Here is a 19,107-nt window from a genome sequence, read left to right on the forward strand (position 1 = left end):
AGGGCGGGCACGGTATGTCCTTCCCTCGCAAGCAATGCAACGGCCGCTGCAGCAGCCTCGAGCGGGCGCCCCAGCGCGCGCGCACAGCGTGCCAGTCGCAATCGCGCGCGGTGAAACTCCGGGTTGGCAGCAATGGCTGCCTGGTAGTATTCCATTGCGCGACCACAGGCACCGCCGCTTCCCGTTGCAGCCAGTCCTTCAAAGTAGCTCGCCAATGCATAGGAAGCGGCGGGTGCAGGCGCGCTCGGAAGGCTGCCGGCCTGCGTGCCCACCCAGCGCACGGCGTCGTCGAGTAAGGCGGTAATGGAGTCACCCGCAAGCTGTTCCTGCCGCGAACGCTCCCCGTCCCTGAAGCTCAGGGTGAGCTGGTAGGTCGCGCCCTGTCGCGCAAGATGAAAAGCTGCGACGGGACCGATCCTGACTTTTGCCAGACGCAGACCGCTCAGGTCTGTTCCCGAAACCGGTTCGCCTTCAAGGCTAACCATCGGCGCGATATCCGTTGAAGGACCCAGTCGCGCGGCCAGATACTCGGCGACGCCTTCCGTCAATGCCGCGGCATCACCGACAACCGGCTGCATGGCGAGTGTCGGTGCAACGTCATTGCCTATGACAGTGCGATTGCCTCGGGAATCGACCACCAGCCAGGTCGACACACCGAGCAGCAGCAACGTCGTGGCAACAAGTTGCGGCCACCGTCGCCGGTATTGACGGGCAGTTTCCGAGGCACTGGCAACGTAATCGGGGGTGACGTTGCAGGTCAGCCGGTACCCCACGCCGCGGTGAGTTTCAATGAGCGGGGTATCCCGACCCGTGTCAACGAGTAAAAGCCGCAGGCGCTGAACCTGCTTGGCGATTGCGGCATCGGTCACCACCTGATTAGGCCATGCGGCCCGGGTGATGTCGTCTTTCGTCAGTACCTCTCCCGGCCGTTCAAGAAACGCAAGCAGCAGGTAGTACAACTTGGTGCTGAGAGCGAACTCCTCGTCGCCGTAATGCAGGCACTGGCGCCGGGTCGAAAGGCGAAAACCTGCAAACCCATAGGTAAGCACGGTATCTGCTTCACCCTTTGCATCCATCCGGGCCCGTCCTGTGTTCGCTTCGCCGCGGAGGGTCGATGTGCCGGAAAAATTCCCCATAAATTCAATAATGTCATGCAATGTCAGGAAAAGGTCAAGTAGAGACTGTGACCTGTTGCCTATTCTGAGCATAAAGCAGTAGCCGGTGACACACCGTTCCCGGGTCATACATGCTGCCGGGGAGTGCCATGGGTGACTTTTTCAGCGTCGGCGGACGGTGTCTGGGCCTCGTCTGTCTTTTGCTGTGCTCTGTTGACGGTGCGCGAGCCCAGGTCTCCCTGACCCTGGGCGATGCCTCGCTGGCTGCCGGTGACAGCGGCTCCGTCACGGCGACCATCGGCACCGATGGCTCGGCGGTAGCCCTGCAGTTCGATATTCTCTATGACCCCGCCATCGTGTCCATCGGCACGGTGAATGGCGGGGCCGTTCTGACCGGCAGCCACAGCATTGCCAGCAACCCCATCGGCTCCGGGCGTGACCGGGTAGTGATCACGACAGCGCCGGTCGTGGCGCTGGGTGCGGGGGGCCTGGCAACAATCAACCTGGCAGTGGCCGACACGGCAGTCGCGGGCAGCACCGCGCTTACCTTCGATAACGTCGTGATCTCCGACGCCGTGGCGCAGGCCATCTCACCCGCATCACTGACGCCGGGCACCATCACCATCACGGGCGGGGCCCACGCGCCGGTCGAGCCCGAGGTGATTCCCGCCAGCCCGGCCTGGGCTCTCCTTCTGCTCATGGCGATAATGGTGTCGCTCGCCCGGCGCCATGCGGTGCTGACATGGCGTGGCGCTGCCGGGTCACTGCTGGCGTTTGCGCTGCTCGGGACACTGGCGCCGCTGAGCCAGGCGCAGAACCTGCCCGGCGATGCCAATAACGATGGCCTGATCAACGCCGAGGACGTGCGGCTGATCGTTGAGCGCATTCTCGAGCGCGGCCTGCTGCCGGGCGATGGCGACTGCAACCGCGACGCCAGGATTAATGTGCTGGACACGGTGTGTTCGCAACTGCCGTTTGAACCGGGCGAGACGGCACCGATCATTCTCGGCCCCGGGGACCGCTCGATTCCGGCGGGTACGCTGTTCGAGATGACCCTGTTTGCGGCCGATCCGGACCCCCGTGCAACGCTTGCCTGGGAGCTGGTGAGCGGCCCCGGGGGCCTGTCGGTGTCGCCGGCGGGTGTCCTGAGCTGGACGCCCGGGGACGGCGATGTCGGCGACAGCGCAGTCACCGTGCGGGCGACGGACGACACGGCGCGTACGCACGAGGCGAGCTTCGTGATCACGGTGTTTACCGAAACAGCAGCGCCGCAGGACAACGCCCCGCCGGTCCTGACGGTCCCTGCCGCGCAGACTCTGCGGGTAGGTACTCCGCTCTCTGCTCAGGTCAGCGCTACCGATCCTGACGCCGGCGACACGCTGACCTTTCGCCTCATCAACGGTCCTGCGGGAATGAGTATTGATCCGGATACAGGGGCATTAAGCTGGACGCCGCAGGCCACTCAGGGGCGCACGGCGGATGTGGTAGTGGAGGTGGCGGATGCAGCTGGTGCGGTGGATTTTGGATCCTTTACCGTGACGGCGACGCCGCTGAACACCGCTCCGACAGCAGTGGATGACGTGTATATTGCCCGCAAAGGCGAGACATTGATGATACCGGCGCCAGAGGGCGTGCTGCAGAACGACAGCGATCCCCAGGGCGATGCGCTCGCCGGCACCCGCCTGACTGACCCCACCAAAGGCACGGTTGATGCCTTTAGCGCCGATGGTAGCTTTAGCTATACGCCCGTGACTGCCGAACCCATTACAATAGGGATCGTTGAAAAGTGCCGCACCGCAGCGCGTGTCAGTGCGGGCACAATGTCAGCAGCCGATGTGGACGGTGACGGCGACGTGGAGCTCGTGGGCTTAGTGGGGGGAGGCCGTAACGGACTGTTCACAGAGGTGTTTGTTGTGGACCCCAGCGACTGCTCATCGACCACGGCCTCCATCAGCGAAGATCTCGGTGCTGCATCGGTGACCTCGCTGACAACACTGGTCAATCTCGACGACGACCCGGAGCTTGAGCTGGTCAGTCAGTATTTCCGATTCAACACTCAAATTCCCACCACCAGCTTTCCGCAGGCGCTCTATGCCGTAAATCTCGATGGCTCGCAGCTCGCAAATTGGCCCGCAGAGGGGCTGTCTGAGGTTGTCTCTTTTCCCCGCGTGGGAAATGCGTTTCATCAAAACGCAAGCCCGGTTCCGGTTGATCTGGACGGTGACGGCGATACGGAACTCATTGTCGGTTTCACTAACGTGGGCGGTGTCGCAACTTTTAACAATACCTTTGGTAACGCGGTGGTGGCCTACGACGGCCGCACCGGCGAAATTCTGTGGGAGTACATAGGCGGTATTACGCGAACCGTCGCGCGTGCCGTCACACCGACCATCGTCGACCTGGATATGGACGGCGATACCGAGATTATCTGGAACCAGCTGGTGCTGGATCACGAGGGCAATCTGCTTTTTGAGCTGCCTGTGGAGCAGACCATACCGGGTGGCGGAAGCGACTTTCTTAATGTCGCCATCGCCAATTTTGATAACGATGCGTTTCCGGAAATTCTGGGCATCGATGCCTCGAATTTTTACCTGTTTTCCCATGATGGGGCCGTACAGTGGCAGGTGCCCTACGATAGTCGCGGATTCGCCGCCCCCTACTCGGATATCACCGTGGCTGAGTTGGACGGAGACCCGTTCCCGGAGTTTGTGATGATGCTGCCGTCGGATGGCGGAAGTAGCGTTGATAGAACCTTGCGTGCCTTCGACAGCGACGGGCAACCCCTCTGGGATCAGGTCGACGAGGGGTTTGTTGTACAGACATTCACCGAGTCACGGTCCTCGACGCCGGTCGCCTTTGATTTCAATAACGACGGCATCGACGAGCTTATCCAGTTCAAGGCGCCACCCCTGGCCATGCCCGGCGGCGGGCAGCAGGAGGGCGGCCTGTACATCATTAATGGAGAAACCGGCGCGGTCATCACTTTTCAGCCGGGGTTAGCCAACAATAACTACGATCAGGCGCTCACCGTAGCGGATGTTGACGGCGACGGTTCCGCTGAGATCATCACCAACATGGCAACGGAGTTTGGTGCAGACACCGTGCAGATCTGGGACAACCTCCCCGGTGAGCCATTCCCGCCGGCGCGAGGCATTCGCTCTGGCACAAACAGCCACCCTACCTGGATCAATGTAGACGGCAGCGTGCCCAGCAGCATCGCGCCGCACTGGTTGCAGCCGGGGCGCAACGGCTGGCACATGATTCAGCCGGATATCGATCCGCTGGAGCCGGAGCGCGACAGCTTCACCTACAGCGCGAGCGACGGTGAGTTTGACTCGGCTACTGCGACTGTGAATATCGAAGTTCGACCCAACGGCAATCCGCCATTTTTCCTGAGTGAACCGGACCGAGCGACCAGCGCGGGAGTGTCCTATCGCTACCAGCCCCTGGTGACAGACGTGGACCCGGGTGATGCGGTCAGTTTCGAGCTGTTGAACGGTCCTCCGGGTATGACAATGGACCCGGCAACTGGCGCCATTGATTGGTACGCGGACAGCAACGGGGCTTACCCGGTCTCACTGGCCGCTACCGATACCCTCGGCCTGTCCTCGGCGCAGATATTCACCCTCACGGTGGGCGACCCGGTGGCCGTGCCGGAGCTCATTGGTCTCAGCGAGGCAGGCGCTGGCAGTGCCCTGGCTGCCGCCGATCTTGAACTGGGATCGCGCTTCTTCCGGTCCGACCCGGTAGTTGACGCGGGAATCGTGCTCGCGCAGAACCCACCCGCCGGTGCGGTTGCCGAACTCGGTGCGGCAGTACGCGTTACCCTTTCCAGCGGCCCGTCGCGGGCGGACACCGATGGCGATGGCGATGGCTTCACCCCGAATGAGGGCGATTGTAACGACGAGGCCGATGCGATCTATCCCGGCGCACCGGAAATAGACGGGGATGGGATCGACCAGAGCTGTAACGGCATTGACGGCAACAAGACGCTGGCGTCCATTGAGGTCAGCCCCAGCGACCGGCGTCTGCTTACCGGTGAGCCGCAGCCGCTGCGCGCTATGGGCATCTTTACGGACGGCACAGCGCAGGACGTGACACGCCTTGCAAGCTGGACCCGCGGGCCGACGTTCTCTGCAAACAGCGCCGGAAATTTCACGGCCGAAGCGCGCCTCCACGGCGTCACGGGCAGCGCCGACTTCACGGTGGTGGCACGGGTAGACGATGACCTGGCCCCCATCGCGCGAATTGAAGCGCCGGGCAATGGGGACGCTCTGACTGCGCCTGTGGCGGTCAGGGGAATTGCCAGCGATACCAACCGCTTGCGATGGCAACTGGCCTACCGCTATGCGGGTGAGGATGACTTCATCGTCTTTGCGGAGGGTACGAACACAGTGAGTTCCGGACCGTTCGCCGACTTTGATCCAACGACGTTACTGAACGGTCTTTACACGCTGAGGCTGCAGGTATTCGACCGCGGCGGGAATGTCAGCGAAGACACGATCACGGTCATGGTTGACTCGCAGCTCAAGGTGGGCAATTTCACCCTGCGCTACGTGGATCTTCAGCTGCCTTTGAACGGCATTCCCATCACTCTGGCCCGGACCTATGACAGCCGCGACAAGCGAGTCGGTGATTTTGGCGTGGGTTGGCGGCTAGGTCTCGAGAGCATTGAGCTGCGAACGAATCGGGAGCTGGGGTCCGGGTGGCAGGTATTCCGGCAGGGCTTGAGCTACGGGCTTGCGGACAATGACGTGCATATCGCCGCGCTGCGCCTGCCCGGTGGGCGTATCGAGGCGTTCGAGATGGTCGTGGCGCCAAAGGTCTCACCGATCGTACCCTTTCCGCCTTTCTCCCAGTCCGTGAGCTTCCGCGCCCTGCCCGGTACGCTGGGCACGCTGACAAGCCTGGAGTCCAACAATGTCAGCATTCTAGAGCCGCAACCCGGTCCGGTGAGCCTGAGACTGGATAGTGACGGCAGCGTGTACGATCCCACGTTGTTTCGATATACCGCGCCGGATGGTACGCAGGTCGATGTTGACCGGGTCGACGGTGTTCAGCGAATCGCGACGCCGGGTGGCCAGGTGTTGACGCTGACGGCGACAAGCATTGCGCACTCCAACGGTACGGTGGTAAATCTCGAGCGCGATGCGCTGGGCCGGATTACCCGGATCACTGACCCGGTCGGCTTTTCGCAGTCCTACCGCTACGATACAAACGGTGATCTGCGTACGCATAGCGACCAGGAAGACTACGTCACGCGGTACGACTACGACGCAGATCACCACATCATCGGGATAACCGACCCACTGAACCGGGCGATTGCAAGGAATGAGTACGATGAGCTGGGTCGACTGATAAGCGTTACCAATGGCAATGGGGAGACCACCACTTTCGATCACGACGTGGGCGCTCGACAGGAGCAGATTACAGATGCCGATGGCTTCGTCACAGTGTACGACTACGACGAGAATGGCAATGTTATACGGGTAACTGACCCGCTGGGAGGTATTACCACCAACACGTACGATGTTCGTGGCAATACACTGTCGACGACCAATGCCGAGGGTGAGACAACGACGTACAGCTACGATAATCGGGACAACCTGCTGACAGAGACAGATCCTCTGGGTGCAGTAACCCGGTTTACCTATGACGCCTCGGACAGGGTTACACGGGAGGAGGACGCCCTGGGCCGTCAGACCCGCTATGCGTATGGAAGCAATGGCCGTCTGAAGTCCATAGAGGACCCGGCGGGCAACATCCGCGCACTGACCACCGATGCCGCCGGGAATCTTGTGGCCGAGACCGACGGGCGCGGTATCGTCAAGCGATTCGAGTACGATTCCCGCGGTTTCCAGACTGCGTATGTGGACGGCCGTGGAAATCGTCTGCAGCGCCGCTTTGACGCGAACGGCAATTCGCTGTCGCGGGAAGACGCCCGTGGTGGTAGCGATACCTACAGCCGCGACGGTCGCGGACTGCTGACCGCGGTGACGGCTCCCGCGGGGAACACCATGGGCTTTGGCTTCAACCCCCTGGGCGAATTGCTCTCCATGCAGGACGCGGACGGTAACACGGTGACGGTTACCGAGGACGCGACGGGGAATGTCATCAGCGTGGTTGATCCGGATGGTTCCGTGACGCGGCATTTCTACGACGGGCGCGGGAACCGAATTACAACGGTTGACGGGTCCGGGAACGAGACGCGTTATGAGTATGATCCCCTCGGGAGACAGGTTCGTCGCCTGCTTCCTGCCGGCAGTGTCTTTGAATCCAGCTACGACCTGGAAGGCCGTCTCCTTACCGAGACCGATCCCTCTGGCAACGTGACGACCTACGAATACGACGCCGCCGGTCGAAACACCGTGCTGACCGACGCTCTCGGTAACCGCACCGTGTTCAGCTACGACCTTGTCGGCAACTTGACTTCCCGGCTCGACGCCCGCGGTAACCTCACCCGCTATCGCTACGACGCCCTCGATCGGCTCTTAGAGACCGAATATCCGGATGGCACCCGTGATTCGACTGACTACGACGCGGTTGGCAACGTGGTCGCCGAAACTGACCGGCTGGGCAGGACCAGGAGTTACCGCTATGACGGCAACAGCAACCTGATTTCCGTGACGGAGACCCATGGCGCTGTGACCACGTTTAGCTATGACAAGAATGACAATCGCATCAGTCATACCGACGCCAACGGCCGCAAGACCCGTATGGTGTACGACGCCAATGATCGATTGATCGAGACGCAATACCCGGATGGCAGCACAGAGCGGTATGCGTACAACGCCGCGGGACAGGTTGAGCAAACCGTTCTTCCGGATGGCAAGTACATTGATGCCACCTTCGACGGGTTTGGACGGCCGACCGGCCGAGACCTCAGCGGCGAAAGCAGCGAGTCCTTCCGTTATGATGCGGAAGGTCGACTTGCCGGGGCAACGAACCTGTGGGGAACCGTTGAATACGACTACGATCCCGACGGCAGGGTCAGCGAGATCCGGTCAGAGGGTGGGCATAGTGTTCGGTATGATTACGACGGCGTTGGTAATCGTACATCCCTGACGACACAGGTGAATGGTCAGGCGGCGCGCACCACCAACTATACCTACGATGCATTGAACCGGCTGCACACTGTGGCCGAACCTGACGGTGATACCACGACCTACAGCTACGATCCGGTAGGTAATGTCGCTTCCATTGCTTATCCAAACGACGTGGTCAGCACGTTCACCTATGACAACGTCAACCAGCTCACTCGTATCGAGCATCGTAAGGGCGGGTCCACACTCGCGTCGTACGACTACACGCTCGACGCGGGGGGTCGACGCACGCGGGTAGACCACGGTAACGGCGAATCGGTTGTCTACAATTACGACGCTGCCGACCGACTGCTGCAGGAGACGCATCGCAATGCGGGCGGTGTCGTGATTTTCGAACAGACCTTCACCTACGATCCGGTTGGCAATCGACTGACTCGGCAGATTTCGGGGCAGGCTCGAACCCTGCTGGCCTATGATTCGGCGGACAAGCTCCTGAGTGCGGGTACATCCAGCTTTTTTTATGACCCCAACGGCCGTCTCGTCTCGCGCACGGCTCCTCAAGGTACGATCAGCTATACCTACGATGCGGAGGGGCAACTGCTGCGCGTGACCACCTCTACCGGGACGACAAGCTACGCCTACGATGCCCGAGGCAAGCGGCGGCAACGCACCGTGGGCGGCGACGAACAGAACTTTCTGTTTGATGAGAACAGTCTCACTGGCTACGACCAGACACTGGTCGCAGTCGACGGCAGTGACACCCCGCTAGCCGAGTATTACTGGGGTGATCGTCTGCTGTCGGCGGACGATGGCAGCAGTGACCGGTTCTACCATGCCGACGCTACTGGCAGCGTACGCCTTCTCACCGACGAGGCCGGTGGAGTGAGCGACAGCTACGATTACACGGCTTTCGGGTCCGTTCGGAGTCGCACGGGAAGCGCGGATAACCCCTATGGTTTCTCGGGGGAGTGGCAGGCCGGCGGGGAGGGACTGCTGTACCTTCGGGCGCGCTATTACGATCCGGGCACGGGGCGCTTCATCAGTCGCGATCCCTTCGGTGGCAATGCGCGGGATCCGGTATCGCTGCACCGCTACCTTTATGCCAACGCCAACCCCGTGATGTACAGCGATCCTTCTGGTGAGGTCACGCTGAAGGAACTGGGTATCGCGGCGGCGATCAATGCGGTTATCTCTATAGCTTCAGATGGAATACGGGCACTCCTGGGTGGCGAAGTCACTGTGAAAGAGGTTATCGTGAACGCGACAACGTCGGCGATTTTTGGTGCGATTGGTGGTGGCCTCGTCGGCAACGTGGCGAAAGGCTTTGCCACTGCAGCAACCGCTGCAACAAGGAAAGGCCTGCTATACGCCGGCATGATTGCCTCCAAAGCAGCCATCAACACATTTACCGGCGTGGCCGGAGCGATTTCTTCCAGCTTGCTGTTGGGCAACAAGCCGGCGGTGTCAGGCGGCAATGTAGTGCAGGTCTTTTTCATTAACATGATCGCGGAGACAGTCACGTTCGGCATCTGGAGTCCGGGAGTGTTCAAACCCGGTCCCTCCGAGGCGAGCCTGAGGGCTGCGACCAGCAGCGGCCCTGCCGGCACCCAGAGAACGGCGAGTCAGCTTTTGGCCAAATTGCAGCCGGGTGACGATGCGTTTGTCCTGCTGTCATACTACGCGCGTACTGATACTGGCAAAAAAGGTGCCCTGGCGTCTGCCCTTCTCGAGGATGTATCCAGTCAGTCGTTAATTATCATGCGGGCGGAGGTGATGGTTGGTCCGGGTAAGCTTTTCGCGAACTCGGCCGGATTTGACTTCTTTGTCGAGGGCGCTAAAAAAGCAACCGAAATTGGCTGGAACACGTATCGCGCGTCATCGCCTTGATCATGCGTCCTGCACGTTGCGACTGAATCCGTTAAAACACGTCTTTGGACGACTTTCAAAGTAACAACGCAACCCCCTGAGACCCCGCCGCTGCGGGGGTTGTTGTGTCCGCTTGCCGGCTCTCCCCACTTAACAATGAAGACCCGTCAGTCTACCTCAATCAATTCCAGAGGATACTTGTAGATGCTGTCCGCCCCGTCCTCGCCAATCAGGAATACGTTTTCCATATGTGAAGGCCCGTAGCGGCTTCCGAAATAAAGGCAGTCCACACTGAGCACCATGGATGGCTTGACCTCGAAGCCCTCTGTGGCAGCCAGTAGTCCGGTCGACGGAAAAGGCACGGGGCTTTCCAGCGGCACGCGTCCGATGGAATGGATAATCATCAGCAATTTTTCGGGGACAGTCAGATCCCGTGCTGTGGAAGAGCGAACTGACGCACAAATTTCAGCGGTATTCGCTCCGGGCTTCAGTTGCGCCACCATCTCTGAAAAACAGCGCTGAATTTGAGCATGCTGTTCGCGAAAGGCTGGAGGAGCCTCTCCGAAATGCGCTGTTCGATTGATATCAATCCAGGTATTTTTGTACCGCCCCTGCGTTTCAAGTATCGCGATATCACCATGGGAAAAGGGCTTGTCGTAGAACGTACGAAACAAATCGGGCCTGAAGATGGTGTCATAGCTACCGCCAAACAACATCGGGCTATGGGGTAACGGGTCAATGTCCTCATCAATCATGAAGTGGGACACCCGCTTCTCGATCTCCGCCCAGCTTCGTCCACTGCGCAACTCGCCCACAGTGAATTCCATTACTCTATCGGCTTTTTTCCCGGTTTCGCGGAAGATATCCAGCTCAGCCGACGTTTTAATCGAGCGAGCGGCCATGATGGTTTCGAGTCCATCCGCGTATTTCTGTCCACTCGCCTGGTTCAGCGCCATACCGACACGCATATCATCAAACAGTACAGTCTTGCCAACCAGTCCCTGGTGTCGGAGACACTCGGCCAGCGCATTGATGATGTTTGACGCACAGCTCCCATCAATACAGGTTGCGAGCGCATTGAGCTCCTCGACTACATCGGCCGGCAGTTCCAGGTCCATGTCCACGGATCTGGCGGTGATACAAAAATTAAGGAAATCAAACGTTCGCAGGCGATCGAAGAGCAGATCCTGCCCCTCCCTCGCAGCCACGACCAGGCTAATCAGGCTTGCTTCCGGCAGGAACAGTGTCACAGGCAAATCAGCTGACGCCGGCAAAAACACCGCGGATATTGGCTCTGGCAATCGCCACCCATCCATGACCGACTCAAATCCACTCAAATATCCCACGTTGTCGGTGGTGGTAAGCACCATGCCCGCAGCGCCAGATTCCAATAGCTTGGCACGTAGCCTATCGCTTGCTTCCCGTCTCATAACAATCTCCTTTGAAGGCCAACTGACGTGGGATTGGTGCCTGCCCCGTGAATGCATATTCTTGAATAAAATTCGAATATTGTCGACTATGTGACACCCCGTCAAGGGCGCGAGAATGGGATGAACTTCAACCCGTACTCATGAAGCCACAGCTGAATCCCTTACAACTGGCAGCGGCTCACTACAGGTTGGTGATAATCTTTGACACTGTTTAGTCATATATGGACGGCTTGCGCCACCTCAATAATGGTGCTGTTGGGGGCTACTTTGATGAGCGGAAAATCCTTGCTGAGTATATGCTCGGCAACACTTGAATCTGGAGATAATTCGGGAAATGACTATGGAATATGTCAATGTCGGCAAATCCGGCTTGAAGGTGTCTCGCCTGACGCTGGGCTGCATGACCTACGGCAAGTCCGGTGGCGAGCACACCCACGATGCCTGGACCCTCGATGAAGCACAGAGTCGCCCCTTCATCCAGCGTGCACTCGATTTGGGTATCAACTGCTTTGATACAGCAGACTACTACGCCCACGGTAAGAGTGAAGAAGTACTCGGTCGTGCGCTGAAAGACTTCGCACGACGCGAGGAGGTGGTGATTGCCACCAAGGTCTATTTTCCGATTTTCAAGGGCCCCAATGGTGGCGGCTTGTCCCGCAAGCACATTTTTGAAGCGGTGGACGCCAGCCTCCGGCGTTTGGGGACGGACTACATTGATCTCTATCAGATTCATCGCTGGGACTACCAGACGCCTATAGCAGAAACCATGGAAGCGCTTCACGACCTGGTGAAGGCCGGCAAGGTCCTGTACCTGGGGGCGTCCTCCATGCATGCCTGGCAGTTCAGCAAGGCACAGTACACAGCCCAGCTCAACGGCTGGACACGGTTGGTGTCCATGCAGCCCCAGTACAACCTGGTTTATCGCGAAGAGGAACGGGAAATGCTGCCCCTGTGCAACGACATGGGTGTGGGAGTCCTGCCCTGGTCGCCGCTGGCGCGAGGCTTTCTCGCGGGCAACGGTGGAGACAGGGCTCGCAATACCGCGCGTGCCGATGGCGACAAGGTTGCGCAACGGTTTTACTACCAGGACGCCGACTTTGCCGTCGCGGAGCGATTGCGGGAAGTGGCTTCAGACAGGGGCTTGCCCTCCATGCAGCTCGCTCTGGCTTGGGTACTGGCGAGGCCGGAGATTACCTCTCCCATTGTTGGTGCCAGCAAAATGCAGCACCTCGAGGATGCGGTCGCGGCACTGGAGATTGAGTTGAGCACGGAAGATCTGGCCCGATTGGAGGAGGTGTACCAGCCACACCGGGTTCTGGGCCATCAATAGAGCTTCCCGCTTGATTGTTCGAATTGAAATGCGAAGTCGGAGCAGAGGATGCGGTCACCGGTGCCACGTTCTAGCTCTGATGTGTGTCCACGCAGTAGATAGGTGAGGCGAAATCCGTTGCCGAAGGAGTGGCTATAGCCGGCCCACGCCTCCACACGTGCGGTGTTCAAATCTCCCCGGTCATACTCTACATCGCTGTGTCTGAACTGGCCCTGCAAGAACGCGTTGTAGCCCCTGGCTTTTACTGCGGCGCCCAGGATCCAGTAACTGTCTGACTTGTACTGCTCATCCACGGCCTGATTGGCCTGCTCACCATAGCTGGCCAGGTCTGAACGGGCGCTTCTGGCTGACCGCAGGCCCTGATTCTCAGTGTTCAGCCAGGTGAGTCACCGGAGGTAGAAAGAAAGGACGCTTCAGCCAGGGAGTGGCTCAGGGGCTGGGATTGAGCAACGGGTTCGTGCGGAGTTGTGCAACTGCGAGGTCGACAAAGGAGCGTATCTTGGCGTTGGCTTTTCGCCCCCCGAGATAGACGACGTGGACGGGCAGCGAGGGAGGCTCGTGGTCTTCCAGAACCAGCTGAAGCCTGCCGGAGTTGAGTTCTTCACAAACCTGATAGGACATGACGCGAGTCAAGCCGGCACCGGCAAGCGCGGCACTGACGGCCGCCGAATTCTGATTGCACTGGTAGCGAGGTAAAACCTTGACTCTCAGATCGCCGAACGTCCAGGTGCTGAGTGCTTCTACCGTGGTGGACTGGATAATGTCATGCCGGGTCAAATCCGCAGGTGTTTGTGGAACACCTCGTTCCTTCAGATAGGAAGGCGACGCGCATACCACGCGTCTGATATCGCCAACGTGGGTAGCAAACAGGCTCGAGTCGGCCAGATGGCCGATTCGTATTGCGATGTCGACGTTTTCTTCCAGAAGATTGACAACGTTGTCTTGAAATACCGAACTCACCGAAACCTTTGCGTGCCTCCTCAGATACGCAGTAATGACAGGTACGATATACCGCTGACCAAACAGTACGGGTGCTGTAACAGTGAGAACCCCGCTGGGTTCAGAGTAAATTCCCGTGACAGCGGCTTCGGCCTCTTCCACGCGCTCAAGTACTGACTTGGCGTCGCTGTAGTAGCGCTGTCCGGAGTCGGTCAGCCTGACATGTCGTGTGGATCGGTGAAACAGGGGGATTCCCAGGGCGTTTTCCAGGCGCGCAACTGAACGCGTAACAGCAGGCGCGGAGAGATCCAGGGCGCGGCTGGCATCCACAAAACTGCCTTCCTCGGCGACTGCAATGAAAACCCGCATTGCTTCCAGTTTATCCATTGTTCTCCAACTTTCCGGACTGGCTTCGACGTAGTATTGCACAGTGCGGCAGTTCGCTGCTGCGCGGGCATTCCATGCCGGCAGACCGGAGTCTACAGTCCGTCAGTATGTCGTTGCGGCCAGAAGAACTGCAGGCTGGAGCGGGAAAATTTCCACTTCCCCTGCTCCTTTCGGTACTCCTCATCGTACAGTGCGAACCAGAGTATCGGGTTCTGCTCCGCCGGCAGATGGGTGACAACATCGATCAGGTAGCACGTTCCCCGCGCGCGATCAGCGGAGAGCAACTCAATCTTGTGGTTGGTGTTGAAGTGTTGGGTTGAAAACGGCGGCGCCAGGTCGCCGGTAAAGTTGGCCCGGTAGTTTTCCAGAATCGTCTGTTTGCCCGACCAGGAGCCATAGGGCCCGTATTCACACAGGGCGTCGTCGGTAAAACAGGCAATAAGCTTGTCAAAGTCGCGCTCGTCCATGGCCTGGGAGTAGTCGATGCGCAACTGACGGATTTCTTCAAGCTCAAGCAGGGTTCTCAAACGCGCGATTTCGGCGCTGCTCAACGGTTCCATATTCCCTTCCCTCTGTGCATGCCCTGATGCCGCGCTGTGTGCGCGGCTGGCAGCGGGTTGCGATGCCGGTGTGCTTGTTGCCCCTGGCTATCTTGCTGCCGCGGACTTCGCGGACTCGAAGGTAATTTCCAGCGTTTCCAGATTCCGCCCGAAGAAGCTCGGCGTGTACTTGTGCACCGTGTCCGGGTTCTTCAGGGCAATGCCCTGCAGTCGGTCGACGATCACCTGGAAGCTGATGATCAACTCCTGCCTGGCCAGGGGGGCGCCAACGCAGTGATGCCGGCCCACCCCGAACGCGAGGTGATTGCCGGCCTTTTTCCGGTGCAGATCAATGCTGTCTGCGTAGTGGAAAGCAGTGGCGTCCCGATTGGCGGCGCCAAAGCGGAGACTCAGGACATCCCCTTTACGGAAGTTGACGCCGCCTACGCTTGTGTCGCTGGTGACTTCTCGGAACATGCCCTGCGCCGGTGATTCCAGTCGAAGAGCCTCTTCCACAAAGGTGGGAATGAGCCCGGGGTCGTCGCGTAATGCTTGCAAGACCTGCGGCTGCTCGGCGAGCATGAGCATGCCGGCGGAAATGCCGGCGGTGGTTGTTTCGTTGCCCGAAGCCAACAGGTCGATAGTGACGATGGACAGCAGCTCGTTCATGGGAATTTCCGAGCCGTCGCTGTAGTCGCTGGTAGCGAGTGTCGTCAGGATATCGTTTTGGGGCTCGCGCCGGCGCAAATCGATTTGTTTCTTGAAGAAATGCTGCATCTCTACCACGAGTCGGGCGCACTCGATTTCGCGCTCTTTCTCGATCATCATGCCGAACGGCTCCACGATCGCATCAGACCAGCGCTTAAAAATCTCGAGATCTTCCGCCGGTACGCCAATCTGCTCCGCAATGATAATCATCGGCAGTGGATGGGCGAACGCTTTGACAAATTCGCACTCGCCGTTCTGTTCGAAATCGTCGATCAGGGAATGCGCTGTTTGCTCGATGTAGGGCGCCATGGCGCGCACCTTGGCCGTGGTAAACAGCTGCGATAACAATGCGCGTACTTTGGTGTGCCGAGGCGGATCCGAGGTGGAGCAGGAGGCCGTGGGTACCCAGCCATGGTTTTCGTAAACCGCCATGACTTCAGGCGTGGCCCCGTCGGGTTTCAACGCCAGTGGAGAAACGCCGCTGATAAACAGGTCGGGCTGGCGAATGATCTCTTTGCACAGCGCGTAGCTGGTGACCAGGTAAAAGCCGGTTTCGGGCATCCTGTAGATCGGTGCCTCGGCTCGCAAGCGTTTATAGAGGGGATAGGGGCAGGCCTGAACATTCGGGTCCATCAGGTTTTGCATGGTCACATCTTCTTATTTGTTCGGAACAACTTAGAGTATCGCGTTCCTGCTGGAAGTCAAGCAAGGGGCCGGGCGACGCTGGCATGTGCGCCGCCCGCGCCGCCCGGGGGCGCGCTAGATCCGCTTGCGGGTCAGCCTGATCTCGTCGCTGTTGGCGGGCAGGGTGAAGCTGACCCCGTCTTCGCCGATGGTGTAGTTGGGGAAGATTTTTTCCGCCCCGTTGAGGAACAGGGCCCTCTGGCCCGGAATGACCAGCGGCGGAACGATGTGGTAGTAGAGCAGGTGGCCGACTCCGGCGTCGCGTGCGGTTTCCGCGGCTTCCACCGGGGTGGCGTGGTAATCGAGGATGTCGTGGGTGATTTTTGCCATGATCTCGTTACCCAGTTTGTTCGCCGTGTCGTGCATCATGTTGACGAGGTTGGGGGCGAGGGCCTCGTGTACCAGCAGGTCTACACCCTGCGCGAACTGTTCGATATTGGCCAGCTTCACCGTGTCACCGGTGATCAGCAGCGAGCGGCCCTTGTAGCGAAAACGGTAACCCACCGCGGGTTCTACCGGCGAGTGGTCCACTGCCAGCGCCTCTACCGTGAGCCCCCCTGCCTCGTAGACCAGCACCCGTTCGCCCATGGGCGGCGTGGCGAAGGGAAAGGCTTGCAGCCCGGCGGCGCTCAGGGGCGTGACAAGATCCCCGTGGTGCGCGTGGCGATAGCTGAAGTCCTGGGCATAAGCGGCATTGAAGCCGTCCACCACCCGCTCCACGCCGGGCGGGCCATAGACGGGCAGGGGCGTGAGGCTGTCCCCACCGGCCCAGCGCAGGGTGCCCAGTTCACCCAGGCCGTCGATGTGGTCCGAGTGGAAGTGGGTAAGAAATACGCCCTGTAGCCTGCCGGGCTGGTATCCCAGTCGGGTAAGGTTGCGGGGGCTGTCCGTGCCCACGTCCACCACGAACAGCTGCTTGCCAGCAATGACTGCTACGCAGGGACCGGAGGCCCGGGGGGCGGGCATGGGGCCGCCGGCGCCGCACAGGGCCAGGTGCAGGCCGTCTTCCAGTTCCGCCACCCGGTCGGCGCCCATGCGGGCCATGAGGCCCCGCTCCAGCAAACGCGCGGCGATACCCGCTCGCTGGCTGTAGGCGACCAGTATCAGGACGGTGAGCAGGCCCAGTACCGCTACTGCCTTTTTCATTATCTGCACCTTGTTGCGGAGGCGGGGCGGCAATCGTAGGCCAAGCCTCTGGTGGTGGCAAATTGATCAGCTGGGTCATTGCAGCTGGCCCTTTGAATGAGTGCACCAATCGGGGGCCTCAGGCTGCTCTCGAAAAAGCTCCAAGTGCACGGGGAGTGCGCTGTGTACCCGGTGCTGCATAGCGAATGGCTGCCTTCCCTCGATCAGCGCGATACTCCGCCAGTCTTATCAATCCAATAAAACATTGACAACACAATATGCTCACATATACTGCACAACTCAAGTATATAGGAAGTAGTTATCATGGAATCCAAATCCAAGTATGGGGCAATTAGCAAGAGCCTCTGGCTGAACTCGGCGATTATTTCTAAACATTTAGACAATAGCCTGGGTGCCATTCACGGCATAGGGTTAACGGAATACATGGTGTTGCTTAATCTGATGAAGGCCCCCAATCATGCACTTCGGCGCATAGATATCGCTGAAGCGCTGGCGCGAACAGCATCGGGAATCACCAGAATGCTAATGCCTATGGAAAAAATCGGCCTTGTCACCAAGGAAACAAATGAGAGAGACGCCCGAGTGAGCCTGGTAAAGATAACTGCCGCGGGAGAAGAGTTGTTCAGGAATGCTTCGGTTACCCTCGATGCCAAGTCAGAATCACTTCTCAAGAACATAGATAACAAGTCTGCGGATAAATTATTGGTTCTATTACAGGCAATATAAAGGTACCCACATGGCAATAATCAGCGGAAGTTGCGTTTGCGGAGCCGTGGAGTTCAGTGTTCAGGATAAATTTATTTACTCTGGCTACTGTCATTGTTCCATGTGCAGAAAGTCTTCAGGCGCATCGGGAACAGCCATAGGCGGAATCCCTAAAGAACATTTCTCAGTCACAACGGGTGAAGAGCATGTAAAGAGATTCAGTCGAAGCAAAGAATCTGTCTCTTGCTTTTGTACCAATTGTGGGTCGACGCTGTACGGCGAAAAACCAGCTACCGCTATGGTACATGTGAGATATGGTGCATTGAACAGTAGCCCGACACTCTTGCCCCAGGCGCATATGCATGTATCTTCAAAGGCAGATTGGTACGAGATCCTTGACGAATTGCCACAGTTCAGCGAATTTCCACCGGGGGCTGTTCCGGTCGAGTCCGATGTTCGTTAATGCCGGGTCCATTCCCGACAACGCGTTGACCCTCATGCGCCAGGGCTCTTTTTCCAGTGCGATGACAATCACACCGCCCCGCGCTTTGTCGTCGATGGTGAACGTCGAGGCGACGAACGCAGGGAAGGGGCCGGCTCAGCGTCCCGCATCCAGATGTGTGTTTCTGTACTCAGCCGGCGACACACCGGTTTCCCGTTTGAACGCTGCATTGAAGGTGGAGACGGCCCTGAAACCGACTTCCATGGAAATCGTGAGAACAGCGCTGGACGAGGTTTGCGGCGGGTTGGAGGATGCCCGGATTGGATAACAGAGGCGTCACGCCAGGGCTCGGCTTTGCGGCCGCATGGTTTGTGCTGATTGGCTACGTCGTCGGTGCATCCATCCAGGGTCGGAGCAGTCTGGCGCTGTGGCGGTTTCCTGTGACACGACCTGACCGGCTGTCTGGCGACTGGTCTTGCCTACCGCTACCGGTGGACGAGGATAAGCGCAAGGCAGCCCGCTGTATCCCTGCCTATCTCCGAGTAAACGCCGACAGACACTCCACCCCAAGCACCTCCATGCCGCCGTCATGCAGACGACGCAACAGCGACATTAGCCCTGCCTGGTCTATTCCGGCCAGCAACACCGAACTGGTGCCGTCGGGGCGGTGGCTGAGCTGCGCGCCGCTGACGTCCGCAAGCCAGCGATGGTCTATGTGGTTCTTGATCGATATTAGATAGCCTTGGCCGGCGGACGTCATAGCGAGCTCCGAA

General features: G+C 59.1%; 13 protein-coding genes. 4 read left to right on the forward strand and 9 right to left on the reverse strand.

Annotation, left to right across the window (positions count from 1 at the left end):
* Positions 1-1,244, reverse strand: a 1,244-nt coding sequence (locus RJQ10_RS07880; RefSeq protein ID WP_350145347.1) for a winged helix-turn-helix domain-containing protein, incomplete at its 3' end; no start/stop codon positions are given.
* 20 nt (positions 1,245-1,264) lie between these two features.
* Between RJQ10_RS07880 and RJQ10_RS07885 the strand changes: the two genes are divergently transcribed.
* A complete protein-coding gene (locus RJQ10_RS07885; RefSeq protein WP_350145349.1) occupies positions 1,265-10,045 on the forward strand; it encodes a putative Ig domain-containing protein in 8,781 nt (2,926 codons plus the stop codon).
* A 146-nt stretch (positions 10,046-10,191) separates the two neighbouring features.
* Here RJQ10_RS07885 and RJQ10_RS07890 read toward each other — a convergent pair whose 3' ends face one another.
* Positions 10,192-11,454: a M24 family metallopeptidase gene (locus tag RJQ10_RS07890; RefSeq protein WP_350145350.1), complete on the reverse strand. Its 1,263-nt coding sequence runs from the start codon at positions 11,452-11,454 to the stop codon at positions 10,192-10,194.
* 340 nt (positions 11,455-11,794) lie between these two features.
* Here RJQ10_RS07890 and RJQ10_RS07895 point away from each other — a divergent pair, with 340 nt between their 5' ends.
* Positions 11,795-12,784, forward strand: a complete 990-nt coding sequence (locus tag RJQ10_RS07895; RefSeq protein ID WP_350145352.1) for an aldo/keto reductase — start codon at positions 11,795-11,797, stop codon at positions 12,782-12,784.
* On the opposite strand, the gene RJQ10_RS07900 is transcribed toward RJQ10_RS07895, so the two are convergent.
* The 5 genes from RJQ10_RS07900 to RJQ10_RS07920 form a co-directional block, all read right to left on the reverse strand.
* On the reverse strand, positions 12,778-13,077 hold the full coding sequence (locus tag RJQ10_RS07900) for a hypothetical protein (RefSeq protein WP_350145354.1): 300 nt from the start codon (positions 13,075-13,077) through the stop codon (positions 12,778-12,780). The two genes, RJQ10_RS07895 and RJQ10_RS07900, sit on opposite strands and share 7 nt — an antisense overlap.
* Positions 13,078-13,213: 136 nt before the next feature.
* A complete protein-coding gene (locus tag RJQ10_RS07905; protein ID WP_350145356.1) occupies positions 13,214-14,110 on the reverse strand; it encodes a LysR family transcriptional regulator in 897 nt (298 codons plus the stop codon).
* A gap of 92 nt (positions 14,111-14,202) precedes the next feature.
* Positions 14,203-14,670: a nuclear transport factor 2 family protein gene (locus RJQ10_RS07910; protein WP_350145358.1), complete on the reverse strand. Its 468-nt coding sequence runs from the start codon at positions 14,668-14,670 to the stop codon at positions 14,203-14,205.
* Between the two features lie 87 nt (positions 14,671-14,757).
* Positions 14,758-16,002, reverse strand: a complete 1,245-nt coding sequence (locus tag RJQ10_RS07915) for a cytochrome P450 (RefSeq protein WP_350145360.1) — start codon at positions 16,000-16,002, stop codon at positions 14,758-14,760.
* Between the two features lie 114 nt (positions 16,003-16,116).
* The gene (locus RJQ10_RS07920; RefSeq protein ID WP_350145362.1) at positions 16,117-17,187 is read right to left on the reverse strand and encodes an MBL fold metallo-hydrolase; all 1,071 of its coding nucleotides are present in this window, start codon (positions 17,185-17,187) and stop codon (positions 16,117-16,119) included.
* A gap of 303 nt (positions 17,188-17,490) precedes the next feature.
* On the opposite strand from RJQ10_RS07920, the gene RJQ10_RS07925 reads away from it, so the two are divergent.
* On the forward strand, positions 17,491-17,913 hold the full coding sequence (locus RJQ10_RS07925) for a MarR family winged helix-turn-helix transcriptional regulator (protein WP_350145364.1): 423 nt from the start codon (positions 17,491-17,493) through the stop codon (positions 17,911-17,913).
* Between the two features lie 10 nt (positions 17,914-17,923).
* Positions 17,924-18,355 (forward strand): GFA family protein, encoded by a 432-nt coding sequence (locus tag RJQ10_RS07930; RefSeq protein ID WP_350145366.1) that lies wholly within the window; start codon positions 17,924-17,926, stop codon positions 18,353-18,355.
* Positions 18,356-18,490: 135 nt separating this feature from the next.
* Here RJQ10_RS07930 and RJQ10_RS07935 read toward each other — a convergent pair whose 3' ends face one another.
* Together RJQ10_RS07935 and RJQ10_RS07940 are read right to left on the reverse strand one after the other, a co-directional pair.
* The gene (locus RJQ10_RS07935; protein ID WP_350145382.1) at positions 18,491-18,655 is read right to left on the reverse strand and encodes a helix-turn-helix domain-containing protein; all 165 of its coding nucleotides are present in this window, start codon (positions 18,653-18,655) and stop codon (positions 18,491-18,493) included.
* Between the two features lie 211 nt (positions 18,656-18,866).
* Positions 18,867-19,094, reverse strand: a complete 228-nt coding sequence (locus RJQ10_RS07940; protein WP_350145368.1) for a DUF8691 family protein — start codon at positions 19,092-19,094, stop codon at positions 18,867-18,869.
* Positions 19,095-19,107: the final 13 nt, after the last annotated feature.

Origin of the sequence: Haliea sp. (genome assembly GCF_040222615.1) — a bacterium.
Taxonomy (GTDB): Bacteria; Pseudomonadota; Gammaproteobacteria; order Pseudomonadales; family Halieaceae; genus Haliea.